We start from the raw sequence: 23,856 nt of genomic DNA, 5'->3' as shown, positions 1-23,856 counted from the left end.
GTGTGACTTAGCCGTTGGGCCGTTGCGGAAGGTACTGGACCGCCCATTGGTTGCCATCAGGATCGGCGAAGTAGACAAAGTGGCCCCAGTCCTGGACGTCAACGTCGCTGACGTCCACACCATTGGCCTTGAGGTGCTCGTGGGCCTTGTTGATGTCCGACACCACCACTTGCAGGTTGGGCGCCGAACCTGGAGGAGCGTCCGTGAGGCCCTCGCCGATAGCGATGGAACACGCAGAACCCGGAGGTGTCAGTTGCACAAAGCGGATGCCGTCAGTGGGACGTTCATCAAAATCGGCGTTGAAACCAACCTTGTTGACGTAGAAATCCTTCGCGCGGTCCACATCGGAGACAGGGACAAATACCAGTTCAAGTTTCCAGTCCATGCGCCACAGGCTAACGGGACGGATCAGAAACCGGTAGGGGGCTTTCTTAACCCGCTACGCCGTAGAGGCGGTCACCGGCGTCGCCCAGGCCTGGCACGATGTAGGACTTTTCGTTGAGTTTCTCGTCAATGGAGGCCAGGACGATCTTCACGTTGGCGTCCGAGAGTTCTTCCTCCAGCTTGGACAATCCCTCCGGGGCGGCCAGCAGGCAGATGCACGTTACGTCCGAGGCACCACGCTTGAAGAGGAACTTGATGGCCTCGCGCAGGGTGCCGCCGGTGGCGAGCATGGGGTCCAGGACGAAGATCTGGCGGCCGGTGAGGTCCTCGGGGAGGCGCTCGGCGTAGGTGATGATGTCCAGGGTTTCTTCGTCGCGGGCCATGCCCAGGAAGCCAACCTCCGCGGTGGGAACCAGCTTGGTCATGCCTTCAAGCATGCCAAGGCCCGCGCGCAGGATGGGGACCACCAACGGGGTGGGCTTGGTGAAAGCCGTGCCGATTGTGGTGGTGACGGGGGTCTCGATTTCCACTGGCTGCGTCTTAACCTCGCGGGTGGCTTCATAGGCCAGGAGGGTGACGAGTTCTTCAGTGAGCTGCCGGAAGACCGGTGAAGGGGTGTTCTTATCCCGCAGAACGGTGAGCTTGTGAGCGACCAGCGGGTGGTCCACGACGAGTGTGCGCATCCCCCAAAACTATCATTGAGACATGAGCGCCACCGAGCCGTACCACGCAGATCACCTGGCCTGGATGGTCCTTGCCCTGGACGAGGCCCGGTTGGCGTTGAAAACTGACGACGTCCCCATTGGCGCGGTAGTCTTGGGGCCCGACGGCGGCGTGCTGGGTTCCGGGCGCAACGAACGCGAAGCGCACGGGGACCCCACCGCCCATGCCGAGGTGGTGGCCATACGTCAGGCGGCCGCTTCTCTGCGGGAGCGCGCTCAGGCTGCGGGCGGCCCGGGTGACGGTTGGCGCCTTGAGGACTGCACCTTGGTGGTCACCCTGGAGCCGTGCGCCATGTGTGCCGGAGCCATAGTCCTGGCCAGGATTCCGCGAGTTGTGTTTGGGGCGTGGGATGAGAAGGCAGGTGCCGTGGGCTCCGTGTTCGATATCCTCCGCGAGCGCCGGCTCAACCACTGGGTGGAGGTTTACGCGGGCGTGCGGGAGGACGAGTGCGCAGCCTTGCTCAGGGATTTCTTCGCCACTCACCGGCTGGGCTAGTTCGGCTGCCCTGATTTGGCGGGCTTTGGAGGGCCTTCAGGACGGTGGCGGCCGTGGTGTCCCAACCTTGGAGGTCTTGGCGGGCTTGGAGGGCGTTGTTGCGCCAGCTTTGTTGCAGCCCTTGATCGGTAAGCCAGCGGCGGAGGGTTTTGGCTGGTTCCTCTCCGGTGGCGAGGTCCAGCGCTGCACCTGCTTCTTTGGTACCGAGCGCTTCAACTGCCCCGGTCCCCTGCCGGACAATCGCAGGAACGCCGTGGGCCAACGACTCCGTGACCACCATTCCGAAGGATTCTGATCGGGAGAGAAGAACGCTGAGGTCGGCCTTGTGCCACTGGTCCTCCAGCGGTTTACCGGTCAGCTCGCCTGTGACGCTGATGCGGTTCTCAAGCCCGTAACGCTCGACGGCGGCCCTCACCTCCGCGGCATAGCTCGTGTCAGCGTTCTCCGAGCCGATGAGGGCTGCGGACCATTCCAGGTCCTGCATCCCTGCGAAGGTTTCCACTAGTTCGAGTTGGGACTTGTTGGGCAGCAACGCCGCGACAGCCACAATGTGCGGAGGCTCCGAGCCGGCAGCGATGTCCGCACTGTCCGCGCCCGGAATGGCGATGACCGCGTTGAGGCTTCCGTAGCGTGCCTCCAACCCAGCGGCGGCATGGGCACTCGGGCAGATGATTCCCGTGGCGCCAGCCAACGCCTTGGCCTCAAGCCCGGGATGGTCCGCCAAGGCCATGTGGGACAGTATCCACACTTGGGTTCCTTTACCGGCGGCGCCGGCGACCTCTTCCGGCGCCCCACTGGCTACCAGTCCGTCGGCAATTACTGTTGTGCCGCCGTCGAGCGCTTCACCAAAACGGATCCTGTCCGCGCGGCTGCCGACCGGCCAGTCGCCGTCGACCGTTACTGTCTCAACGGTGACGCCCAAGGCGGTCAGGTGCTCGGCGAGCTTGGCGTTGTACTTGTTGCCGCCGGAGCCGTGCCGGACGTTCCCCGGGACCAGGAAGCGGATGCGCACTTTCTTGACCGGGTTTACTTGACCGGGAGTTCCAGCGAGTAGCCTGCCCAAGCGTCGGGGTTTTCGCGGAGGACCACGTCAATGCCGGTGAGGGCCGGGCCATCGGCTGTGTCCTGGATTTGGGCAGCCATGGCGTCAGCGATGTGCTTGGCCAGCGCCTCTGTGGTGGAGAGCTTGCCCTTGAAAGCGGGGTGTTCGTCCAGGTTCTTGTAGTTCAGGTCCGCGAGTACTTCCTCGAGGATGCCGCCGGCGGCACCGATATCCAGGACGATTGCGTCGTCGTTGACGTTGGGGCGGCGGAAGGTGACCTCGGCCACGAACGTGGCGCCGTGCAGGCCTTGGGCCGGGCCGAAGGCTTCGCGGGGAAGGCTGTGGGCAATCATGAAGTGGCGTCGGACGGTCAAGCTGAACATGTACTAATCCTCCAGGGTGGGGTAGGCGACCACGTGGCAGAAGCCGCCGGGCTGTTCGAACAATTTAACGAGGGTGGTGGGCAAGTTCTGGAACTGGCATTCGCTGGTCAGGAAGGTGTCGAACAGCGGGTCCTTGAGCTCGTGTGCCGCCTGTTCAAGGCGCTCGGCGTTACTCCGGCGATGCCTTCTGGGCAGGGCGACCGCACCCACCTGGCTGGAACGGATGTTCAGCCTGCGGGCGTGGAAGTCCTCGCCGAGTGGCAGGGTGACTTCCTTGTCGGCGAACCACGAAAGCTCGATGACGTCCGAATCGTCACCCGCCAATTGCAGGCTCAGCTTGAGGCCCTCGTTGGAGGCGGAACAGTGGAAGACGATGTCGTTGTCGCTTTTTGCATTCTCTGGTTCGGCGAAGTCGACGTTGATGGTTTCTGCCAGCGTCCGCTTCTCCGGATCCGCATCCACCAGCTGCAGTCGGCCCAGCGGATACTTCCGCAGGAGCGTCGCCAGGACGCCACCCACCAAACCACCACCGACGACGGCGACACGGTCTCCCAGCCTCGGTCCGGCTTCCCAGAGGGCGTTGATGGCAACTTCGACGATGCCCGTGAGAACGGCGCGTTTGGCCGGGACGTCCTCGGGGATTGCCGTGAGCTGGCTGGTGGGGAGGATAAAGAAGTCCTGGTGCGGATGGAGGCTGAACACAGTCTTTCCCCGCCATTCATCTGGTCCTTCTTCCACTACCCCGACGCTCAGGTAGCCGTACTTCACCGGGCCCGGGAAGTCGCCTTCCTGGTGCGGGGCCTGCATGAGGTCAGCCACGCGTTCCGGGACGCGGCCTTCGTGGACCACGCGCTCCGTGCCCCGGCTGACACCTGAGTACAGGGTCCTGACGAGGGCTTCGCCTTCTTGGGGTTTGGCGATGGTCTCGGAGCGCAGCTCACCGTCGCCCTTCTCGGTGACCCAGTAGGCGCGGGCTTCGTGTTCTTGTTCGTGTTCCTGCGAAATCGTCATGATGCTTACGAATCTATCGGTGCGGACCTGTGGACGGAAGTTGGCGTAGATTGATGGGTCCGCCGCCTGCTTTTTGGGTTGGTGCAGAGGGGCTCGTTTTGGGGAACCGGGCCAATCTCGGGTAGCCTATTTCAGTTGGTGACGTGTCCGAGCGGCCGAAGGTGCAACACTCGAAATGTTGTTTGGTGTAAAAGCCAACGTGGGTTCAAATCCCACCGTCACCGCCAATGAGAAAGGCCCTGCTTCCCTTTGTTTATAAGGGAGGCGGGGCCTTTTTGCTTTGTCGGAGAGGCGATCTGACAAGGATCTGACAAGAATTGACGAACGGCCAAACTCTCACGGTGGCGACGCCATGGCGGGGACGGGCACGCTGTCGGCGTCAGCGTGCGCCAGACATGTGGCACGCACCTTGGTTATCGCGGCCAGGCCGAGAGGCATCAAGAGGCAGGCCTGTTTGGGCATTCAGTAGACGTCGAGCCGTCCCCACTCATGCACATGTTCTACGAGGTATCCGGCCATCTCATCTTCCGCCAGTGTCGGGTGCTCCTTCATCATCGCGTCCACGATGGCTACCGGATCATCGGCCAGGTACTGGTAGCAGATCACCAGACGGAGTGCCGCCTGCAGCTGCCCTGCCTCCATGCAGATCCGTACAGCGCCGGGTAGCTTTTGGCACAGATCCGGATCGACCACCATGATCGACCAAAGGCTCTGCCCGACGCCGCCGCGCTGCCAGTCCGAGCCGCCGTCGTCCATCGTCTCCACGGCGTTCACGTAGGGATGTTGAATTCTCCACGATTGATCATGCTATTGAGTTCGTCGCGTAGGCCTTGAGAGGCGTGCCGTTCGAACTCATCGCGAAATGCCGTTCCACATGAACCCACCCGCACCGATCAACGCCAAACCAACAGGCCCACCAACACCGCTGGCCATGAGGGCACCACCGACAGCCACCATCGCAACACCGGCAACATATTCCTTGTTCTTGTGCCACCAGTCTCCTGCTGCGGCGAACGCGCCGCGGGAGGAGCCGTCGTAGGCTTTCAGGTCAGCGTCGCTCAGGGGCCGCAGGCCGGTGGGGTCCGTGGTGTTGAGGGGGTTGTTTCCGGCGTACGAGTACGGGTTGCCGTCCCAGCCCGCGCCGAGGACGGGGACGAGAGGGTCGGTGGAGAGGAACCCCCGGGTGGCCGGGTCATACGGCCTGGCACCAAGCCATTCAAGCCCGGCACTGTCGATCCCGCCACCGGCAGTCAGGGTGATCCCTTACGGATCGCGTTGGTGCGGGCTGGTGACGGAGGTGCGACGGGGGCAGAAACCTGCCGCTTTCACCGGACCACCGCACGAGGCAGACTCAGCAACGTGTCGAACGGCAAACCCGAAAAGCGATCACAGCCGAAGTTCCGGTTACACCCAAGATTAAAAGTCTCACGCCCACGGAGAACGGAAAGGAATACTAACTCCCAAAGTAGCCGCCTGCAGTCAGGATCCCGCTCGCCATCACCCACTGGCCGACGACACATGCAACAACGATCGCCGTTCCGAGGATATACAAGCCGATACGCGATCCCTTGCCCATGTGATGCGCATCAGTTTTTTTCCCTGATCGCCAAAATCCAATGAGAACTACCGGGCAGGGAAGCATTGCGATCTGCATCGGTATACCACTACCGCTTCTGTTGTACTTACCGTCATACGGCATCCGTGTGTCCCACGGAACATTCATGAAAATAAAGAGAGCGATCGCAATACAGGCGACGAGTGCCGCAATGCAAATAAGGTCAATGAATTTAGAGGCCTTCTTCCCCAACAGCAGATCCTGCTCGGTGAGCTCACCCAAAGGATCTTCCCCTGCTCCGGAATCTTTGCCATCCTTCACCATCGCACCACTCCGGTCTCTTCAGCTACGAATTTCACGCTTTCAACGATAGCCCCGGCGTGGGCTCCACCATACGCGGCGAGGGAATGCGTCATCCATCCAGGGTTCGGCTCCAAGCCGGAGGCCCCAGGGAAGCGGGAAAGAGCCGCCCCACCCGCGCCGTCAAAGATCATTTCGTAGCCGTCGTATTCTTCCCCGTTAATCATTTGGTCGGCGGCCCCTCCAGCCATAGCCCCTCCTGCCCCGAGGACGTACGGAATTGCCGCTGAAAGACGGCCTCTTATTGGATCTGCCAAGTAGCCGCCCTGGGAACTTATCGCACCGCCGAGCGCGCCCTCGGCAAAAGCCCCGCCGATACCCTGAAGAGTCCAACCGTCTTTCTCATCCCGGGGAGTCGTAACGAAGTACATCCCGGTGTTCCCCAGCCCCCCCGATATTCCATTGGTCAGCGCGGCCCGGCCCATCTGCTGGGCCGACAACTGCGACAAGTAACTTCCCGCACCGGCACTGACACGAGACACCCCCGCAGTGACCGCAGTCCCAACACGCGAACCCACAGCCGACACCGCAGACCCTGCCCGGGCCGCGCCCGACGCGACAAGAGAACCCGCACGGCCCATGGCCGGCAACAACTGCGTACTCACCGCCGTCCCCGCCCGACCCAGCCCCGCCGTCACAGCACTGCTGACCTTCCCGGCCAACGGCCCCGCCACCACACCAACAGCACCCGTCAACGCCACCTGACCCCAGTTCACAGAGCCCGTCGTAGCTTTCTGGATAATCGTGTCAGCACCCGCACCGATCAACGCCAAACCAACAGGCCCACCAACACCGCTGGCCATGAGGGCACCACCGACAGCCACCATCGCAACACCGGCAACATATTCCTTGTTCTTGTGCCACCAGTCTCCTGCTGCGGCGAACGCGCCGCGGGAGGAGCCGTCGTAGGCTTTCAGGTCAGCGTCGCTCAGGGGCCGCAGGCCGGTGGGGTCCGTGGTGTTGAGGGGGTTGTTTCCGGCGTACGAGTACGGGTTGCCGTCCCAGCCCGCGCCGAGGACGGGGGCGAGGGGGTCGGTGGAGAGGAACCCCCGGGTGGCCGGGTCGTAGGCGCGTTTGCCGAGCCATTCGAGTCCGGCGATGTCGATCCCGCCACCTGCGGTCAGGCCGATACCGGCTGGCTCCCCTACACGCTCAAGTGGCAGCTCACAGTCACAGAACCCGTCACCTTGGACGGCTTCGCGCTCACCGCCACAGGGGATCTCAACGGCACAGGCCGTTGGACCTTCGAGACTGACGGCCCCGAAGTTGTGATCACTTACGACTGGCGGGTCAGTGCATCCAAACCTTTGCTTCGTCGGCTGAGCTGGTTGTTCAAACCGGCGTTCTCTGCCAATCATCACTGGGCCATGGCTCGCGGTGAGGAGAGCCTGAAACTTGAGCTTCGCCGTCGGCGTTCACCCGCGGGCTCATCAAGTGTTCCCGAGCCGCCGAAACCAACCTTCGTCAGGTCCTTGAGGGGTTAGCTCTCGGTACTTTCAGCCTGCCAAAGCGCCGGAAGCTCACTCCTCGGCGCAAGTATCCACATACGCACCCATCCGAGACCAGACCCGCACCGAACTCCCGATAGAATCAAAACGCTCGATCAACAACAGCCATAGATGAGGGAGGTCCCGTGCGCACATCGCAGGCCCGGGTGCCCTTCCATGCGTTGCGTTCCGGCGCCGTCTCGTTGGTTATTGTCATTCTCGCCGCAGCGGCCCACGTGGCGGGCGGCGGGGAACTTCCCACAGCACCGGTCCTCCTGGCGCTCGTTGCGCTGACGGCCCTGGCTGCCACGCTGGCCACCCGGTTCAAGCTGAATCTGGTCACCATGGCCGGAATCTTGGGCGCAGGCCAGTTGGCGCTTCACGAGGCTTTCACCGCCTTGGGCCCAATATCGGCAAACGTGCAGGAAACAAAGCACCACCTCGGCGCTGAACCTTTGAGCGCCGGGCTGGACATCGCAGCTACACATACCCATGAGCTCGGCACAGCATTCGGCACCATCATGTTCGTGGGCCACGTCGTCGCCACTGTTGCTTCTGCCCTGGTCCTGGCCAAAGGCGAAACCGCGCTCTGGCAGCTCGCCGCGTGGTTGCGTCCGTTGGTCACCCTGCCGGCGTTGTTGTTCAGGCCCGACGCCGCGGCCTCGCCTGTGTCAGTCGGCGCACCCGACGTCTTCATCCCCCGCCCCTGGCGGAACCTCAGGCAAGACAGCCGCCGCGGCCCGCCCGCCGTCGTCGTACTTCCTTAGTTCCGCCCGGCACCTTCTGCGCACAAAAATCACGCGCTGCAACAGCACAGCCTTTGCATGGTGACGGGCCTCAAACCCGTACCCCGCGCCGCTTCATTCGGCGCCCCCGAAAGGCACTTCCCATGAAATCCTCGATTCGCCGCACCCTCTCCGCCACCGCCGTCGCCGGTGGAACCGCTGCCCTGATGATGGCCGGACTGGCCGGAGCATCCGCTCACGTTGGCGCCGACCCCAACAAGACCGCCGCCAACTCCTACGCGCTGGTGACCTTTGGAATCCCCCACGGCTGCGATACCTTCGGCACCACCAAAGTGGCCATTTCACTGCCCGAGGAACTGAACGACGCCCAGCCCACGGTCAACCCCAACTGGACCGTGGAGAAGGTTACCGAGACGCTCGCTGAGCCCAAGAAACTGGATGACGGCACCACCATCACCAAGCGGACAAGCCAGATCGTGTACACGGCCAAGACGCCCCTGGACCCGCACCTGCGTGACGCCCTGGTCTTGTCGGTCAAGCTGCCGGACGCAGCGGGCAAAACCATTTACTTCCCCACTCTGCAGACCTGCGAGCAGGGTCAAACTGACTGGTCTGAAATCGCCAAGGAGGGCCAGGATCCGCATGACCTCAAGGCTCCGGCGCCGTCGGTCACCATCACTCCGGCCGACGCTGCCGGCGACCACCACGCCGCGGAAGCCGTCTCCACAGAGCAGGCCTCGGCTGTAACCGACGACGGCTCGCAGGCACGTAGCTGGGCCGGCCTGATCGCGGGAATCGCCGGCTTGGGCCTGGGCGGCGCCGCGTTCTTCCGTAGCCGTTCAGCAAAGCCGGCAGCGGCGAAGGCCACCACCAAGTAGTTGACGCCGGATTGGCGCCCGGAAGATCACGATCCGGGCGCCAATCCGTTTTCACGGCCGTGGCTGAATTGACTCGTACCGCGGCCGTGGCAAAGCTGGTGCCCATGTGGACTCAGCGCATCAAAACCGGTCTTGTGACGACGACGGCAGCCGCTGCGCTGCTCCTTCTTGCTGCCTGTGGGCCAAGCCCCAGCCCGTCAGGAACCAGCACTGCCCCGCCAACCTCTTCCACGCCGTCGGCATCAGCGCCGTCAGCGTCAGCGACGTCGAACCCGCCATCCCCAACCGCCACCACGCCGCCATCCCCCTCGGCAACAGCAACGTCCGAAGCACCCGCAGCAGCGGGCTTGTGCAAAGCGGCGTCCCTCGCCGCAGCAACTGACGCAACCGGCGGCGGTGCTGCGGGCAGCATCTATGAAAAGTTGATCCTGACCAACTCCGGCAGCGCCCCCTGCATCCTGGAAGGTTTTGCGGGAGTTTCCCTCACTGCCGACGCCAACGGTGAACCGATCGGCGAACCGGCAACCCGGGAAACCACAACCCCTGTGACCAAAATCGAACTGGCCCCGGGTAAGTCCGCCTGGGCAGAAATCCGTTACACGCAGGCCGGCAATTACGGCGACTGCACCAAGACCCCCGCGGCCGGATACCGGATCTATCCGCCCAACGACACCGCGTCACTGTTCATCCCCGAGCCCCACGATGCGTGCAGCAATGCCGGCATCAAGCTCCTGACCATCACCGCTTTCCAGGCGGTCTGACCGTATTCCCACGGCTTCGGCTTATTCTGTCGGAGCCGTGGGGCATGATGGAGGGATGCAGGAGCCGCAGGCGTCGGATGGCGCCATCAGCCGTTTCAGCCAGGCAACCAGGGAATGGTTCCTCGGCGCTTTTTCCGAGCCCACACCCGCGCAGGACGGCGCGTGGAACGCGATCTCCTCAGGCTCCCATGCCCTGGTAGTGGCTCCTACGGGGTCCGGTAAAACCCTCGCTGCTTTCCTGTGGGCGCTCGATCGCCTGCATTCCAAGCCCAGCGATGCTCTGCCGGGTCTCGAAAATGTTCCGGCCAATGGCAAGGGCAGGGCGAAGCGGCCCAAAACCAAGACGCGCGTCCTCTACATATCGCCGCTGAAAGCGCTGGGTGTGGATGTTGAGCGAAACCTCCGTGCGCCCTTGATCGGCATCACCCAAACTGCCAAACGCTTAGGGCTTCCCGCACCGCTGGTGACGGTGGGCGTCCGCTCGGGAGATACGACGGCGGCGGATCGCCGCACGCTGTTGACCAGCCCGCCGGATATCCTCATCACTACACCGGAATCCCTGTTCCTCATGCTGACCTCCCGTGCCCGGGAGACCCTCAGCGAAGTGGACACCATCATCATCGATGAAGTGCACGCCGTGGCCGGGACCAAGCGCGGCGCTCATTTGGCTGTGTCCCTCGAACGGCTCGACGCCCTGCTTCCCAAGCCCGCTCAACGAATCGGACTTTCCGCTACTGTGCAGCCGAGGGAACTGGTGGCCCAATTCCTGGCCGGCCAAGCTCCGGTGGAAATCGTGGCGCCGCCGTCCAAGAAGAACTGGAACCTCACGGTCACGGTTCCTGTGGAGGACATGTCCGATCTCCAAGGCGCTGCGGGTGCGTTCGACTCCGGGCCGGCGTCGGGGTTGCAGCCGCAGGCGTCCATCTGGCCGCATGTTGAGGAACAGATTGTGGATCTGGTCCTGTCCAAGCAATCCACCATTGTCTTCGCCAATTCCCGCCGGCTCTCGGAACGCCTCACAGCCAGGCTCAACGAGATCTATGCCGAACGCCAGCTAATGGCGGTGGGCGGCAGCGAGTGGGCGGCTCCGGAAGGCAACCCTGAAACCGGACCGGGAGTTCCCGCCTCCACGGCTACCCCCGCGCACATGATGGCTCAGGCAGGCAGTACCAACGGGGCCGATCCTGTGCTGGCCCGCGCCCACCACGGCTCGGTGTCCAAGGACCAGCGCGCCATGATCGAGGACGATCTTAAGTCCGGACGGCTGCGCTGCGTGGTTGCAACGTCATCACTGGAGCTCGGCATCGATATGGGTGCCGTAGATCTGGTGGTCCAAGTGGAATCGCCACCTTCTGTTGCCAGTGGCCTGCAACGCGTCGGCCGTGCCGGGCACCAAGTTGGCGAAATCTCAGAGGGCGTCCTCTTCCCCAAGCACCGGGCCGATCTCCTCCATACGAGTGTCACCGTTGAGCGTATGCTCGCCGGGCAGATTGAGCGCCTGAGCATCCCGGCCAATCCGTTGGACATCCTTGCCCAGCAAACAGTGGCCGCTACCGCTTTGGGCAGCATTGATGTTGAGGAGTGGTTCAGCACCGTGCGTCGCTCCGCGCCCTTTGCCAGCCTGCCGCGCTCGGCATTCGAGGCCACATTGGACCTCTTGGCTGGCAGGTACCCATCGGACGAATTCGCGGAACTGAGGCCACGCATCATCTGGGACCGGCACGCCGGGACCATTGAAGGCCGGCCCGGTGCCCAGCGCTTGGCAGTGACTTCCGGCGGCACCATCCCGGACCGTGGCCTCTTTGGCGTTTACATCATCGGCACGGAAGTGGAGGGCTCGGCTTCTCCCGGCAGTGCCGACGGCTCCGAACCCACAGCAAACGCCCGCGCTGCCAAGGGTGGACGCAGGGTTGGTGAGCTCGACGAGGAAATGGTGTACGAGTCCCGTGTAGGGGACGTCTTTGCGCTGGGTGCCACCAGTTGGAAGATCGAGGACATCACCCATGATCGCGTGCTGGTCTCCCCCGCGTTTGGTCAGCCCGGCAAACTTCCTTTCTGGAAGGGCGACTCCTTGGGCAGGCCTGTGGACTTGGGCCGCGCGTTGGGTGCCTTCATCAGGGAACTATCGGCTGCAGATGAAGCCCCTGCCATGGAACGTTGCCAGGCCAGTGGTTTGGATGCCTTCGCCGCGAGCAACCTGATTCAATACCTCAGGGAGCAGAAGGAAGCCACGGAGATCGTCCCCAACGACCGCACCTTGGTGGTGGAACGGTTCCACGACGAACTGGGCGATTGGCGGGTAGTCCTGCACAGCCCGTTTGGCATGCCCGTTCACGCCCCTTGGGCACTTGCCGTGGGCCAACGGCTGCAGCAGCGCTATGGTTTGGACGGCTCGGCCATGGCAGCGGACGACGGCATTGTCCTGCGGGTGCCCATGATGGAGGATGAGCCACCGGGTGCTGAGCTCTTCCTCTTCGACCCCGAGGAACTCGAACAAATTGTCACGGCTGAGGTGGGCGGCAGTGCACTGTTCGCATCCCGCTTCCGTGAATGTGCAGCCCGCGCCTTGCTCCTGCCCCGCCAGAATCCGGCCAAGCGCCAGCCCTTATGGCAGCAACGCCAACGCTCAGCACAATTGCTGGATGTCGCCAAGAAGTACCCTTCCTTCCCGATAGTTCTCGAAGCCGTCCGGGAATGCTTGCAGGATGTTTACGATCTCCCAGCGTTGAAGGACATTGCCGCATCAGTAGAGCGCAGGGAATTGAGGATCGTGGAAACCACCACGCAGCAACCCTCCCCTTTCGCAAAGTCTCTGTTGTTCGGCTACGTTGCCCAGTTCCTTTACGAGGGCGACTCTCCCTTGGCCGAACGCAGGGCAGCTGCCCTCGCCCTGGACTCCACCCTCCTCAACGAGCTCCTGGGCCGTGTGGAACTGCGCGAACTCCTGGACGCCCAGGTCATCGACTCCACGGAGTTGGAGCTTCAGCGTTTGGCCCCGGACCGCAGGGTCCGTGGCATGGAAGGCGTAGCCGATCTTCTGCGCCTGCTCGGCCCACTCAGTACTGCAGAAGTGGCAGAGCGACTGGAGGGTACCCAACAACCCGAATCCAGCCCGCAGCCGGAAACACGAGCGCCGTCCCCAGCTGACGCACAGCTCGCTGACGCACAGCTGGTTGACCCGCAGCTCGATGACGCCCAGCTCGCAGAGGAAGCTTCCGTCACCACCCCATCCGGCAGCGTGGCGGACGCCGGGGCCCACCTCGCGGCCTTGCAGAAAGCCAACCGCGCGCTGAAGGTAACAATCGGCGGCGTCGAGCGTTTTGCTGCCATTGAGGATGCTGCTCGACTCCGCGACGCAATCGGAGTTCCGCTTCCCATGGGTGTGCCGCTGGCTTTCATTGAGCCGGTCCACGATCCTTTGGGCGATCTCGTTTCCCGTTACGCGCGAACCCACGGACCTTTCACGGCGTCCGAAGCTGCGTCCAGGCTGGGCCTTGGTGTCGCAGTGGTCAACACGGCTTTGAGGCGCCTCGCCGATGACGGCCGTGTGGTGGAAGGCGAATTCCGGCCTCACGCCGTGGCTGAGCAGCCCGCAGAACGAGCCGATTCAGAGCTCATGAGCGTAGACGCCCCACCCTCCAGTGAATGGTGTGACGCCGAGGTCCTGCGGAAACTGCGGCGCCGTTCGCTCGCGGCCCTGCGGGCTGAGGTGGAGCCTGTAGACACTGCAGCCTATGGGCGTTTCCTGCCTGCCTGGCAGAACGTGACCGCGCCGGGTAAGTCCCGAAGCCAGGCGTTGAGGGGGCTGGACGGGATCATCACGGCAGTGGATCAACTGTCCGGCGTACCTATCCCTGCATCAGCGTGGGAACCATTGGTCCTGGCCAGCAGGGTGGCCGACTATAAACCGGCCATGTTGGATGAACTCATGGCAGCCGGTGAACTCCTGTGGTCCGGGGCGGGGTCCCTACCCGGGAACGACGGCTGGATCAGCCTCCATGTGGCCGATTCCGCTGAGCTGACGCTCAACCCGGACCCCGAGTTCGAACCCGGCGATGCGCAGCAGCGGCTCCTGGAGCATTTCAGTGCCGGTGGTGGCTATTTCTTCCGGCAACTCACGGATGTGGCCGGTGGAATGGATGCGGTGTTGAGTGACGACGCCGTGGTCTCCGCGCTTTGGGACCTCGTGTGGGCAGGCCGGGTGACGGGCGATACTTTCGCCCCGGTCAGGGCCATGATCGCAGGCGGGAAGACCGCCCACCGGCAAGTAGCCAAGGCGCCCAGGGCCCGGGCTCCGCGGATGAGCAGGCTTGGCCGTTCCCACGGGACGGGATTGCTGGGCTCTCCCGGGCTCACGGGTGGTCGCTACGGCTCCGTATCGGGTGGCATTGCCGCCGCGCCGCCGTCGGCAGTGGGCCGCTGGTCAGCGCTGCCCGCGCCGGAACTGGACCCCACCATTCATGCCCGCGGCACCGCTGAGCTTTTGTTGGACCGCTACGGCGTGGTTACCCGTGGCTCGGTGATGGCAGAGAACATCATTGGCGGCTTCGGGCTCATGTATAAAGTGCTGGCACGCCTGGAAGAGGCCGGGCGGTGCCGGCGGGGCTACTTCATTGAGCATCTTGGGGCAGCCCAGTTCGCCGTGCCGGCCACGGTGGATCGGCTCAGGTCCTTCACCGAGGATGCCCGGATCTCCAAAGCCGAGCCGTCCGCACTGGCCCTGGCAGCCACCGATCCCGCCAACCCGTACGGGGCGGCCCTCCCCTGGCCGGCATTGTCCGTCGATGCCGGTTCAGGTCACCGCCCGGGACGTAAAGCCGGAGCGTTGGTGGTGATGGTGGACGGCGCGTTGATCCTTTACGTTGAACGCGGAGGCAAGACGCTGCTCACCTTCAGCCAGGACGACGCCGTGCTGACCGTAGCGGCGCAGGCATTGGTGGATGTGGTCCGCCGCGGCGCCGTGGACAAGCTCTTCATGGAGAAGGTCAACGGTCACGATCTCCTGGAAACTCCCATCGCCGTTGCCCTCGCGGCCGCGGGCGCCTACTCCACACCGAAGGGACTGCGGATCCGTGCCTGAAGGCGATTCCATTTGGCGGGCTGCCTCACGCCTGAACGAGGCATTGGCCGGAAAGATCATCAACGCCTCAGACTTCCGCGTGCCTCGGTTCGCCACCTTGAACCTTGCGGGCTGGACCATGACCGAGGTTGTCCCCCGCGGAAAGCACCTGCTCATGCGCTTGGCGGGACCGGTTGATGAGGAACCCGGGGCCAGCAGGAAACCCCGCGCACTAACCATCCACTCCCACCTCAAAATGGAAGGGAGCTGGATGATTTATCCGCCGGGTGGCCGTTGGACCAAACCCGGCCACACTGCGCGGTGTGTGCTCCGCACGGACTCGGCGGACGCCGTCGGGTTTTCACTCGGAATCCTGGAAGTGGTGCCTACTGCTGAGGAAGAGAAGATTGTGGGGCACCTGGGCCCGGATCTGCTCGGCCCGGATTGGGATGAAGAGGAGGCCCTGCGCAGGCTTCGCGCCGAACCCGACGTTACCGTGGGATTTGCCCTGCTGGATCAGCGGAAGCTCGCGGGCATTGGCAACATCTACCGCTGCGAGGCGTGCTACCTCTCCGGTATCCACCCTGCCCTGCCCGTGGGCGAAGTGCCGGACCTCGCCAAGACCATCAACGATGCCAAACGCCTCCTCGGCGAGAACCTGGGCCCGGGCCGGCGAACCACCCTGGGCCCGCGCGCATTGCGCCCCGGATACTGGGTGTACGGGCGGGAACGCCAACCGTGCAGGCGCTGCGGCGCCACCGTTCGCCGCGGGCTCTTGGCAGGACCGGACGGCACGGAGGAACGGGACATCTACTTCTGTCCGCGCTGCCAGCCGGCGCCGTGAAACCCTGCAACCTGCGCCGCAAAAGCCCCGAGCCGGCACCCTGTCCAGGCACACCAACAACCAGCCGGACCTGGCCACATTAAAGCCGGCCAGGCCCGGCCACCTGCCGCCGCGACGGCTGCGCGCATCTGCCTGTCCGGCCCGCTACTCCAGGAAGCTCCCCAGCCGCCCCAGCAATAGCCGCCGGACACCGCAAGCTGCGCGCCGCCGTCGGACGTTTTCTACGCCATCCGCCACCACTTTTGGTTGGTGGAGCCGGCGCAATCCCATAACTGTAAGTAGGCCCCGTTGGACGAATTCCAGTCGGTAACATCTACGCATTTGTTGGCCTGCGGGTTCACCAGATCACCGGAGTGGTTCAGGACGAACTTTTGCGCCGCACTGCCGTTGCAGCCTGTGAGCTGGATTCTGGCGCCGTTAGCGGTTGAACCCCAGGCAACATCCATGCATTTGCCCAGTGAGCGGACGGTGCCGTTGGTGGCAAAGGTCCATTGCTCCGACGCGGAGGTATCGCAGTCCCACAGCTGAAGCGGGGCACCGTCAACGGCCTGGCGGCCGGCTATGTCGATGCACTTCCCGGCGTAGCCCTGTATGCGGGTAGCGGCAGCAGCGGCAGGTGCGGCCGGAGCCGCTGCGAGTTCGTACACGCGGACGTAATCAACCAGCAGCGATTGCGGAAACTCTGTGCCTGAATCGGGTGCGCCCGGCCAGTGGCCGCCCACGGCAAGGTTCAGGAGGAGGAAGAAGTTGTGGTCGAACACCCAGGGGCCTGTGGTTCCGGCTTTGCTCTTTTGTGAGTAGGGAATGCCGTCGATGTACCAGGTGATGGATTCCGGAGCCCAGTCCACGGTGAACGTGTGGAAAGCATCGCTCAATGCTTTGCCGTTGGGCAGCGTGTAGCTGGCGTTGGCAGCGCTGGATCCGGAGTAGCCGGGGCCGTGGATGCTTCCCCAGACCGTGCCGGGTTCCTTGCCAACGTTTTCCATGACGTCCAGTTCGCCGCTCGCTGGCCAACCATCCGTGAAAACGTTGTCGCCCAGCATCCAGAATGCGGGCCACATTCCTTGCCCTTGAGGCAGCTTGAGACGTGCTTCAAACCTGCCGTGCATCCTGCTGAATTTGCCCGCCGTCAACAGCCGGGCTGAGGTGTACTGGCACGTCCCGTAGTGGCACTGGTACCCGGCAGGATTTTCCCTGCGCGCAGTGATGGCCATGTTGCCCTGTCCATCTGCGGCGGCGTTGCTGGTGCGCCCGGTGTAGTACTGCAGTTCACCGTTGCCCCATCCGGATCCTCCTGTGTCCTGTGTCCATTTTTCGGGGTCGGGTGCTGTGCCGGCGGGGCCGTTGAATTCGTCGCTCCACACCAGCGCGCCGGGGGCGGGCATGCCTGCTGCTGCCAGTGCGGACGGCTCCGGAGCTATGACGGTAGCTGCGATGGTCAGGCCGACGACGAGCATCGTCAGGGGCATGAGTCTTCGCTTCATGGTTGCCACTTTGAGGGTCTCTGCCCGTAACGCGCAAGCCTTTTGAAGCCAACACGCAAAACGTCACGGCAAGGAAATAATCAACGCGAGTTTACTTTTCCAGTCCGTAACGAGGATGAAATACAGGCGCGGGACAGTGGAATCAGGAACCAACTGGCTCGAAACCGCTTCGGTCAAGGCAGTTGGCATGAGGACATTCCGTTCGCAGCCGAATTCCTTCCCTTGAGCATCGATGATGCAGCTCCAGGCGCGTCAGCCGTGTCCTCCCAACCTCGCTCTGAGGAGCGTGTGGACATTCCGGCGCGCCTTGGCCTTTTCCCCAGCAGTTACCGGAGGCTAATGATGGGCATTTACAGACAAATACTGGTAAGGATCCTTGCAGTTCTGGTGGTTTCCTTTGGGCTGATCTATATCAGTTGGCGGTGGTCCAGCACCGTTGCCTGGGATGCTTGGTGGATCTCGCTGCCCCTTGTGGCCGCGGAAACCTACAGCCTTGGCGAATCGGCGCTTTACGCCGTGACCATGTGGAATGCACGACGACGTCCCCCTCCCCCGCCTGCCCTGCCGGGCAGATCGGTGGACGTGTTCATTGCCACCTATAACGAGCCCTTGGACCTGGTGCTGAAAACGGCCGTCGCGGCCCGGGACATGGAGTACCCCCACCAAACGTGGATTCTTGACGACGGAGATCGGGCCGAATTTGCTGAAGCAGCACGGGAGATCGGCGTCGGGTATATCACCCGTGGTCCTGAGTGGGATGGCCGCCAGCGCTTTGCCAAGGCAGGAAACGTCAACAACGCCCTGTCCGTGACAACAGGTGAGTTCGTGGCTATTTTCGACGCAGACCAAGTTCCTGAACCGCGCTTCCTGGACCGCGTGCTGGGCTATTTCGATGCTGAGGAAGTGGCCTTCGTACAAACCCCGCAGCACTTTTGGAATGTTCCGGAGCGGGATCCGCTGGGAAGCCAGGCGGAACTCTTCTACGGTCCCATCCAACAGGGCAAGGATGGCTGGGACGCAGCGTTCTTCTGCGGTTCCAATGCCGTCCTTCGCAGGGAAGCCCTCATGGCCCTTGGCTTGACCCGCTACACGCGGACCGCCACCGAGCAGACGTGGCGGGCCTTGCGCCGGGGCAGATCGCGTTTGCAGGACCTTCACGGCGAACTGGGCAGGCGTCATCCCGCCGCGATGCCCGTGGTGGAGCAGGCCCTGGAGGCGGTGGCGCGTGCGGAACGGCAGGTGCGCCGTGGTGATGTCCTTGCCGAGATCACGTTTGAACTCCGCGTAGCTTTCCATACAGCTGCCTTGGCGGTCCCCGAAGCCATGGAGGACGTGGTGCCGGAATTGGACGCGGTCCTGGAATCGGTAGATGTGGCCCACACGGACCAAGCGCTGGCCATCCACCCCATGGACACCACCACCATCACCGAGGATATGGCCACGGCCATGCATCTCCACGCGATGGGTTGGGGCAGCGTCTACCACCACGAGGTCCTGGTTCACGGGCTGGCCCCGGAGGACGTCTCCACCATGCTCTCCCAGCGGCACAGATGGGCGGCAGGGACCATGCAGGTGTTCTTCAGTGACAATCCGTTGTTGCTCCGGGGGCTCACGGTGGCCCAGCGCCTCATGTATTTGGGAACCATGACCAGTTACCTCAACGGTTTCGCTGCCCTGAGCTATATCGCAGCGCCGGTGGTGTTTCTGGTGGCAGGTACGTACCCGCTCACTGCCAGTCCCGTGGTGTTCTTCTGCCTCTTCCTGCCTTTCTTCTTCTCCTGCCAGTTGCTCTTCCAAGCAGCGGGCAACGGCTCCAAGGGCTTGTGGCGCGGCCAGCAATGGTCCTTTGCGTTGTTTCCCACCTGGATCGCGGCAACCTGTTCAGGTGCGGCCGCGGTTTTTCTCGGCAAACACCTCACGTTCTCTGTCACAGCCAAGAGCAAGCAAGCCACAGGACGCGGCTTCCGCCACGTCAGGTTGCAGGTGGCTGCCATGGCGTTGCTTGTTGTGTCCTCGTTGATGGGCATCGCGCGGGTGTCCACCGGTGAAGCGCCGCTGTATCCCACCCTCATCACCCTGGCCTGGGTTGCGTTGGACCTTGCCCTGCTGAGCGTGGTGATCGGAGCCGCCAGGTACCGGGGCCCCGGAGAGGACCTCGTGGAGCCAATGCCTGCTCCCAAGGAATTCACCAGCGCAGTGAACGCTCCGCCCGCACCGTAACCAAACACCCTTCAGTAAAAGCCGTTCCATCCCCCAGCAAGGAGCGCCCCCATGTCCCTCTCCCATGCCCCGAGCACCCTTTCCTCTCCATCTGCACAGCTGACCGGTTTGGATCTGAAGATCGCCGGAACCCTGGATGCCACTACCGTTCGTGCCGTCCGTGAAGCCTCCGCCAAGGCCGCTGAGGACGGCCCCATCCTGGTCCTGCTCAATGTCACGGCGGTGAGATCCGTAGCAGCGTCAGGGGTTGTGGGGCTGTTCGAGGTGCTCCACCTGCTCCGGTCCCGCGGCGGCGATCTTCGCCTCTTCGGCACTTCCAATGAGCTGCAGGACACCCGGCTCCAAGCCCATCTGGGTCACGTCGCCCGCATCTACCCAACCCGGGAGGAAGCCGTCGACGGCGGCGCTGCTCCCGGGCGGCCGCGCCGGCTTTCGCCCGGCTCCAGATGGCCGAAGCTGTTCGGGCGCCGGCATCGTTCCCTCGGATGGGGCTGACCGTGGCACAGACTCCCACTTTCGCCGGCCACCCGAACAGGAAACGTCGCCGGGCCAGCCTGCTCATCCCTTTGCTGGTGACGGCGTTGACGGCCACGGGCCTGGGTTTTGCGTCCAAGGAGGTGGTCCCCGTAGTTCAGGCATTGTCACTCTGCAGGGCAGGTGATGCTTCCACCGTGATTCCCAAGGACGGTGTGCTTTTGGGCGTGAACCTGGATTGGGACTCGGAGACCTTGTCAGAGCACCGTGGGAATCTTGGCCATGATCCCGCAGTGGTGGTGCAGTTCTCTGACATCCCTTATGACGATCAAACGTGGGCGCACACCACCAACGCCGTCACCCAGGTCCGCGCAACGGGCGGCGTGCTCCTGCTGACACTCGAACCGCACGGCGGCTTGGAGACCATGAGCGAGGAAGTGATCGCCAAATTGGCCACAGACTTACGGGCCATCAATGATCAGGGGACCACCGTCGTCGTACGTTTTGCGCACGAGATGAACGGGTCCTGGTATTCCTGGGGCCAGCAGCCGCTGCGTTACGTGGAGGTGTTCCGCAAAGTAGCCGCCGCAATCCATGCGGGGGCGCCGGGTACGTCCATGATGTGGGCGCCCAACTATGGCGGTGGCTACCCGTTTACCGGGGGCCAGTTCGCGGCTCGTCCGGGGACCGCGGACTTCGCTGCGCTCGATACAGACCATGACGGCACCCTCACCATGGCAGACGACACTTACGCACCCTACTATCCAGGGGACGATGCCGTGGATTGGGTGGGCGTTTCCCTCTATCACTGGGGCAATCAGCGGCCATGGGGCAACAACGACATCTCCGAGCCCGGCAAGTTCCTCGCCATGCTGACCGGCACGTACAGCGGCACCGCCGGCGACGACAGCCCCGTCCCGGATTTTTACCAGGTATACGGCGTTGACCACGGCAAGCCAGTAGCCATCCCGGAGACGGCGGCCATCTTCACCCCCGCCCGCGCCGGGGCGTCCGAGCTGGACGTTAAACAGGCCTGGTGGCGTCAGGTCTTCTCCGACGAAACCCACCAAAAATATCCACAGCTGAAAATGATCAACTGGTTCGAGTGGAAGAAATACGAGATCGAAATTAACGACGACGTCGACTGGCGGAGCGCTGGATCGCCTGCCATCCGCGATGCCTTCAGTCAGGACCTGCCGGACTGGTTGCGGTACGGCGAAGATCTTGAGGCCTGCCGTTAGCTGGGGATCCTGAGTAAGAACCATCCCGGGCAAGAACTAGGCAGCGGCTTCCACAACTTCCGTGGGGGCCGTTGCCTTTGCCTTCTCCGGAACCATGAACCTGGGGAGCAGGACCTGCACAATTGGGCCGATGGCCAACGCGTAGACCACCGTTCCAACACCCACTGAGCCGCCCAGCAGGAAGCCCACAGCGAGGACCACAACTTCGATGCCTGTGCGAACCAGGCGCACGGACCAGCCGGTGCGGCGGACAAGTCCGGTCATCAGCCCATCGCGGGCGCCGGGTCCAAGACGGGCGCCGATGTAGCAAGCGGAGGCGATGCCGTTGAGGATCACGGCACCGGCAAGCATGGCGATCTGTCCGCCCAGATGTGAGAACTCCGGGATGAGAAACAGGCCCAGGTCAGCGAAGAGACCCACCAGCACTGCGTTGGCTATGGTTCCGATCCCCGGCATCTGCCGGAGCGGGATCCACAGGAGAAGTACCAGGAAGCTGACCGCGATGACCACAACTCCAATGCTGAGGCCGGTCTTTTCGGAGACGCCTTGGTGGAACACGTCCCACGGGTCCAAACCGAGCCCGGCACGGATGAACATGGCCAAGGAGATGCCGTACATTGCCAGGCCGATCAGGAGTTGAGTGATTCTTCGGGTCATCATGGGTTCCATCCTCCGATGAAACTGGCCTTGCATTCCATAGCCAGTTTGAAATACTGGTCTGATGTCCGGCTCATTGAATCCCACCGCACTGGTTCGTCTCCTCGGCGCCTGGAACTCCGGCGCCCTGCCCGCCTACCGCGAGCTGTCCGACGTCGTGCGTTTGCTGGTGATGGACGGCCGAATCCCGCTGGACGTCGCCCTGCCCAGCGAGAGGGCGCTCGCCCAGACCCTTGGCCTCAGCCGCACCACGGTCACGGCCGCGTACGCGAACCTGCGCGAACAGGGCTTCCTCACCGCCGGTCAGGGCAGCCGCGGGCGGACATCCATCCCCCACCGCACCACTCCGGTGAGCGCACCCGGGCTCGCGGTTCCGGAGGGACTTCTGGACCTGGCTTATGCCTCGCTTCCGGCGGCCGGGGAAGTAGTCCACCGGGCCTTCGCTGACGCGCTCACCGAGTTGCCCGCTCTCCTGCCAGGATTCGGGTACGACGCCGTGGGTGTTCCGGCCCTCCGCGAAGCCATCGCCGGGAAGTACACGGCCGAGGGGGTCCCCACCACCCCTGGCCAGATCCTTGTTACCTCCGGCGCCCAGCATGCGCTCAACATTGTGCTGCGCGCGCTGGCCGGAAAGCAGGACCGGGTCCTGGTGGAACACCCCACGTATCCCAACGCCCTGGACGCCATCCGCGCCGCGGGCTGCAAGCCGCTTCCAGTCGCGTTGCCTGCACTACAGTCGAGTACCTCGCCGGCCTGGGATATTGATGCGATGGTGGCCACCATGAACCAGCAGCGCCCCGCCATGGCCTACTTGGTGCCCGACTTCCACAACCCCACCGGGCGCATCATGTCGGACCTGCAACGGCGGCGGCTTGCCCGTGCAGCCACCGCTTCCGGGACCGTGTTGGTGGTGGATGAAACGCTGCGCGGGTTGAATCTCGACGCCGTCCGCACCGCGCCGATGTCATCCTTCAGTCCCGCTGTGGTGTCCATTGGTTCGCTCAGCAAGTCGCATTGGGCAGGGCTGCGGACCGGGTGGATCCGGGCAGAGGAGTCCCTTATTGCCCGCTTTGTTGCCACCAGGACCGTCATGGATCTTGGCGGGCCGGTGGTGGAACAACTGGCGGCGGCACGCCTGGTGCGGGCTTTCGCCGAACCCCTTGATGCCAGGCTCGCGGAGCTTCGGCATCAGCGGGAATCCCTGCTGGGGTTGCTTGCGGAGCGCCTGCCGGAATGGGAGGTGGAGCGGCCCCGGGGCGGACTCACTGTGTGGTGCCGGCTTCCCACGCCGTGCAGCACCGCCCTGACTGTGCTCGCCCCCGATTTCGGCGTTCGCTTGGCAGCCGGTCCCCGCTTTGGGGTGGGTGGGGCGTTCGAGCACTATGTTCGCGTTCCGTTTACCTTGCCCGCCGCGCAATTGGAGTTCGCTGTTGGCGCGCTTCGGGCCGCCCAGGACAAGCTCGACGCTTCGCCGCACCTCCGCAGGACCCTCAAGGCAGAGCGGCCAGCCGCCGTCGCGGTTGCCTAGGCAGCCGGGCCTGCGGATCGAGCCGCCCCGCCCATGCGCTGCTTAGCTGTGTTGCTGCCGGGTCCCACGGGGACATGCGTGGTGGCCTTGGCCAGGCCGAAGAGCGGCATGCCGTTGTACACCACTTCAATACCCGACGCCGGCACTTGGTACGTCTCGTGCCACACACCAATGTCGCCGCTTCCTGAGACCTCTTTCATGAACTTCCGCCAGGGGCCCAGGTGCGGCGAGTCCTTGTCCGCGGCAAAACGCCTCAGGTGCTCCGGGCTTTCCCAGTAGCTGAGCAGCATGGTGGTTCGCCCAAACCATTGTTCGCTGCCGAGGAGACCGGCATCAGGGTTTTTGGCCAGGTGCTGCATCATGATGGGCATCGCTGAGGCCACCTTGGCCACCCGGCCCAGCTTCCACCACCGGTTGGCCCGCATCCCAATGAGGAAGACGGTCACTGATTCGCGCCCTGTGTCCGCGGTGAAGCGGCCGGGGAAAACGTCCTGTGCCATGGGAATCCTTCAGTAGGGGAACCG

22 protein-coding genes, 1 tRNA gene and 1 pseudogene are annotated in these 23,856 nt (G+C 63.6%); 12 read left to right on the top strand and 12 right to left on the bottom strand.

What is annotated here, in order from left to right; translation table 11 throughout:
* Positions 1–7: 7 nt before the first annotated feature.
* Complete coding sequence (locus tag ABI796_RS03840; protein WP_141285483.1) at positions 8–385, bottom strand: glyoxalase superfamily protein; 378 nt, start codon at positions 383–385, stop codon at positions 8–10.
* 46 nt (positions 386–431) lie between these two features.
* Positions 432–1,067 (bottom strand): uracil phosphoribosyltransferase, encoded by a 636-nt coding sequence (upp, locus tag ABI796_RS03835; RefSeq protein WP_017198151.1) that lies wholly within the window; start codon positions 1,065–1,067, stop codon positions 432–434.
* A gap of 22 nt (positions 1,068–1,089) precedes the next feature.
* Between upp and ABI796_RS03830 the strand changes: the two genes are divergently transcribed.
* Positions 1,090–1,602, top strand: coding sequence for a nucleoside deaminase (locus tag ABI796_RS03830; RefSeq protein ID WP_141285481.1), 513 nt, complete (start codon positions 1,090–1,092; stop codon positions 1,600–1,602).
* Here ABI796_RS03830 and ABI796_RS03825 read toward each other — a convergent pair.
* From ABI796_RS03825 to ABI796_RS03815, 3 genes are read right to left on the bottom strand one after another with little or no spacing between them, the layout of a single operon-like run.
* Positions 1,568–2,614 (bottom strand): glycosyltransferase family 4 protein, encoded by a 1,047-nt coding sequence (locus ABI796_RS03825; protein WP_141285479.1) that lies wholly within the window; start codon positions 2,612–2,614, stop codon positions 1,568–1,570. The genes ABI796_RS03830 and ABI796_RS03825 overlap by 35 nt on opposite strands.
* A 14-nt stretch (positions 2,615–2,628) precedes the next feature.
* Complete coding sequence (locus tag ABI796_RS03820; RefSeq protein ID WP_024819572.1) at positions 2,629–3,027, bottom strand: 6-carboxytetrahydropterin synthase; 399 nt, start codon at positions 3,025–3,027, stop codon at positions 2,629–2,631.
* Between the two features lie 3 nt (positions 3,028–3,030).
* Positions 3,031–4,038 carry a zinc-binding alcohol dehydrogenase gene (locus ABI796_RS03815; RefSeq protein ID WP_141285477.1) on the bottom strand — a complete coding sequence of 336 codons (1,008 nt, stop codon included), beginning with the start codon at positions 4,036–4,038 and terminating at the stop codon, positions 3,031–3,033.
* 137 nt (positions 4,039–4,175) lie between these two features.
* On the opposite strand from ABI796_RS03815, the gene ABI796_RS03810 reads away from it, so the two are divergent.
* A tRNA-Ser gene (locus tag ABI796_RS03810) sits at positions 4,176–4,265 on the top strand.
* A gap of 235 nt (positions 4,266–4,500) precedes the next feature.
* Here ABI796_RS03810 and ABI796_RS03805 read toward each other — a convergent pair.
* The 4 genes from ABI796_RS03805 to ABI796_RS03790 form a co-directional block, all read right to left on the bottom strand.
* On the bottom strand, positions 4,501–4,812 hold the full coding sequence (locus ABI796_RS03805) for a hypothetical protein (RefSeq protein ID WP_141285475.1): 312 nt from the start codon (positions 4,810–4,812) through the stop codon (positions 4,501–4,503).
* 78 nt (positions 4,813–4,890) lie between these two features.
* On the bottom strand, positions 4,891–5,274 hold the full coding sequence (locus ABI796_RS03800) for an RHS repeat-associated core domain-containing protein (RefSeq protein WP_344763604.1): 384 nt from the start codon (positions 5,272–5,274) through the stop codon (positions 4,891–4,893).
* A gap of 217 nt (positions 5,275–5,491) precedes the next feature.
* Positions 5,492–5,917 carry a hypothetical protein gene (locus tag ABI796_RS03795; RefSeq protein ID WP_141286742.1) on the bottom strand — a complete coding sequence of 142 codons (426 nt, stop codon included), beginning with the start codon at positions 5,915–5,917 and terminating at the stop codon, positions 5,492–5,494.
* The gene (locus ABI796_RS03790; protein ID WP_344763603.1) at positions 5,911–7,053 is read right to left on the bottom strand and encodes an RHS repeat-associated core domain-containing protein; all 1,143 of its coding nucleotides are present in this window, start codon (positions 7,051–7,053) and stop codon (positions 5,911–5,913) included. The genes ABI796_RS03795 and ABI796_RS03790 overlap by 7 nt, the downstream gene beginning before the upstream one ends.
* A gap of 33 nt (positions 7,054–7,086) precedes the next feature.
* Between ABI796_RS03790 and ABI796_RS03785 the strand changes: the two are divergent.
* The 6 genes and pseudogenes from ABI796_RS03785 to ABI796_RS03760 form a co-directional block, all read left to right on the top strand.
* Positions 7,087–7,437, top strand: a pseudogene (locus ABI796_RS03785) (polyketide cyclase); the annotation flags it as partial.
* A 149-nt stretch (positions 7,438–7,586) separates the two neighbouring features.
* Positions 7,587–8,207 (top strand): hypothetical protein, encoded by a 621-nt coding sequence (locus ABI796_RS03780; RefSeq protein ID WP_141283169.1) that lies wholly within the window; start codon positions 7,587–7,589, stop codon positions 8,205–8,207.
* A 122-nt stretch (positions 8,208–8,329) separates the two neighbouring features.
* Positions 8,330–9,064, top strand: coding sequence for a YcnI family protein (locus tag ABI796_RS03775; protein ID WP_141283170.1), 735 nt, complete (start codon positions 8,330–8,332; stop codon positions 9,062–9,064).
* Between the two features lie 104 nt (positions 9,065–9,168).
* Positions 9,169–9,825: a DUF4232 domain-containing protein gene (locus ABI796_RS03770; RefSeq protein WP_174754515.1), complete on the top strand. Its 657-nt coding sequence runs from the start codon at positions 9,169–9,171 to the stop codon at positions 9,823–9,825.
* 55 nt (positions 9,826–9,880) lie between these two features.
* Positions 9,881–14,905 (top strand): DEAD/DEAH box helicase, encoded by a 5,025-nt coding sequence (locus tag ABI796_RS03765; RefSeq protein ID WP_141283173.1) that lies wholly within the window; start codon positions 9,881–9,883, stop codon positions 14,903–14,905.
* Positions 14,898–15,728, top strand: coding sequence for a DNA-formamidopyrimidine glycosylase family protein (locus ABI796_RS03760; protein WP_141283174.1), 831 nt, complete (start codon positions 14,898–14,900; stop codon positions 15,726–15,728). The genes ABI796_RS03765 and ABI796_RS03760 overlap by 8 nt, the downstream gene beginning before the upstream one ends.
* 221 nt (positions 15,729–15,949) lie before the next feature.
* On the opposite strand, the gene ABI796_RS03755 is transcribed toward ABI796_RS03760, so the two are convergent.
* Entirely contained in the window at positions 15,950–17,212 is a 1,263-nt protein-coding gene (locus ABI796_RS03755) for a glycoside hydrolase family 16 protein (protein ID WP_141283175.1), read from the bottom strand.
* A gap of 342 nt (positions 17,213–17,554) precedes the next feature.
* Here ABI796_RS03755 and ABI796_RS03750 point away from each other — a divergent pair, with 342 nt between their 5' ends.
* From ABI796_RS03750 to ABI796_RS03740, 3 genes are read left to right on the top strand one after another with little or no spacing between them, the layout of a single operon-like run.
* Positions 17,555–19,432 carry a glycosyltransferase gene (locus ABI796_RS03750; RefSeq protein ID WP_174754516.1) on the top strand — a complete coding sequence of 626 codons (1,878 nt, stop codon included), beginning with the start codon at positions 17,555–17,557 and terminating at the stop codon, positions 19,430–19,432.
* A 51-nt stretch (positions 19,433–19,483) separates the two neighbouring features.
* On the top strand, positions 19,484–19,927 hold the full coding sequence (locus ABI796_RS03745) for an STAS domain-containing protein (protein WP_141283176.1): 444 nt from the start codon (positions 19,484–19,486) through the stop codon (positions 19,925–19,927).
* Complete coding sequence (locus ABI796_RS03740) at positions 19,918–21,147, top strand: glycoside hydrolase family 26 protein (protein WP_141283177.1); 1,230 nt, start codon at positions 19,918–19,920, stop codon at positions 21,145–21,147. The genes ABI796_RS03745 and ABI796_RS03740 overlap by 10 nt, the downstream gene beginning before the upstream one ends.
* A gap of 36 nt (positions 21,148–21,183) precedes the next feature.
* Here ABI796_RS03740 and ABI796_RS03735 read toward each other — a convergent pair whose 3' ends face one another.
* A complete protein-coding gene (locus ABI796_RS03735; RefSeq protein ID WP_141283178.1) occupies positions 21,184–21,807 on the bottom strand; it encodes a YitT family protein in 624 nt (207 codons plus the stop codon).
* A 61-nt stretch (positions 21,808–21,868) separates the two neighbouring features.
* Here ABI796_RS03735 and ABI796_RS03730 point away from each other — a divergent pair, with 61 nt between their 5' ends.
* Complete coding sequence (locus ABI796_RS03730) at positions 21,869–23,332, top strand: PLP-dependent aminotransferase family protein (RefSeq protein WP_141283179.1); 1,464 nt, start codon at positions 21,869–21,871, stop codon at positions 23,330–23,332.
* Here the strand turns inward: ABI796_RS03730 and ABI796_RS03725 are convergent.
* Entirely contained in the window at positions 23,329–23,832 is a 504-nt protein-coding gene (locus ABI796_RS03725; RefSeq protein ID WP_141283180.1) for a DUF4188 domain-containing protein, read from the bottom strand. The genes ABI796_RS03730 and ABI796_RS03725 overlap by 4 nt on opposite strands.
* Between the last annotated feature and the right edge of the window lie 24 nt (positions 23,833–23,856).

Origin of the sequence: Paenarthrobacter aurescens, from assembly GCF_041549525.1 — a bacterium.
GTDB classification, from domain to species: domain Bacteria; phylum Actinomycetota; class Actinomycetes; order Actinomycetales; family Micrococcaceae; genus Arthrobacter; species Arthrobacter aurescens.
Note: the sequence above shows the minus strand (reverse complement) of the source record. Positions and strands in the feature narration are given on the sequence as shown.

Coding starts and splice junctions, on each gene's coding strand:
- ABI796_RS03740 (WP_141283177.1), top strand. CDS start 19,918: ATGGGGCTGACCGTGGCACAGACTCCCACTTTCGCCGGCCACCCGAAC.
- ABI796_RS03820 (WP_024819572.1), bottom strand. CDS start 3,027: ATGTTCAGCTTGACCGTCCGACGCCACTTCATGATTGCCCACAGCCTT.
- ABI796_RS03725 (WP_141283180.1), bottom strand. CDS start 23,832: ATGGCACAGGACGTTTTCCCCGGCCGCTTCACCGCGGACACAGGGCGC.
- ABI796_RS03795 (WP_141286742.1), bottom strand. CDS start 5,917: ATGGTGAAGGATGGCAAAGATTCCGGAGCAGGGGAAGATCCTTTGGGT.
- ABI796_RS03730 (WP_141283179.1), top strand. CDS start 21,869: ATGTCCGGCTCATTGAATCCCACCGCACTGGTTCGTCTCCTCGGCGCC.
- ABI796_RS03745 (WP_141283176.1), top strand. CDS start 19,484: ATGTCCCTCTCCCATGCCCCGAGCACCCTTTCCTCTCCATCTGCACAG.
- ABI796_RS03840 (WP_141285483.1), bottom strand. CDS start 385: ATGGACTGGAAACTTGAACTGGTATTTGTCCCTGTCTCCGATGTGGAC.
- ABI796_RS03735 (WP_141283178.1), bottom strand. CDS start 21,807: ATGATGACCCGAAGAATCACTCAACTCCTGATCGGCCTGGCAATGTAC.
- ABI796_RS03830 (WP_141285481.1), top strand. CDS start 1,090: ATGAGCGCCACCGAGCCGTACCACGCAGATCACCTGGCCTGGATGGTC.
- ABI796_RS03750 (WP_174754516.1), top strand. CDS start 17,555: ATGGGCATTTACAGACAAATACTGGTAAGGATCCTTGCAGTTCTGGTG.
- ABI796_RS03765 (WP_141283173.1), top strand. CDS start 9,881: ATGCAGGAGCCGCAGGCGTCGGATGGCGCCATCAGCCGTTTCAGCCAG.
- ABI796_RS03770 (WP_174754515.1), top strand. CDS start 9,169: ATGTGGACTCAGCGCATCAAAACCGGTCTTGTGACGACGACGGCAGCC.
- upp (WP_017198151.1), bottom strand. CDS start 1,067: ATGCGCACACTCGTCGTGGACCACCCGCTGGTCGCTCACAAGCTCACC.
- ABI796_RS03755 (WP_141283175.1), bottom strand. CDS start 17,212: ATGAAGCGAAGACTCATGCCCCTGACGATGCTCGTCGTCGGCCTGACC.
- ABI796_RS03815 (WP_141285477.1), bottom strand. CDS start 4,038: ATGACGATTTCGCAGGAACACGAACAAGAACACGAAGCCCGCGCCTAC.
- ABI796_RS03775 (WP_141283170.1), top strand. CDS start 8,330: ATGAAATCCTCGATTCGCCGCACCCTCTCCGCCACCGCCGTCGCCGGT.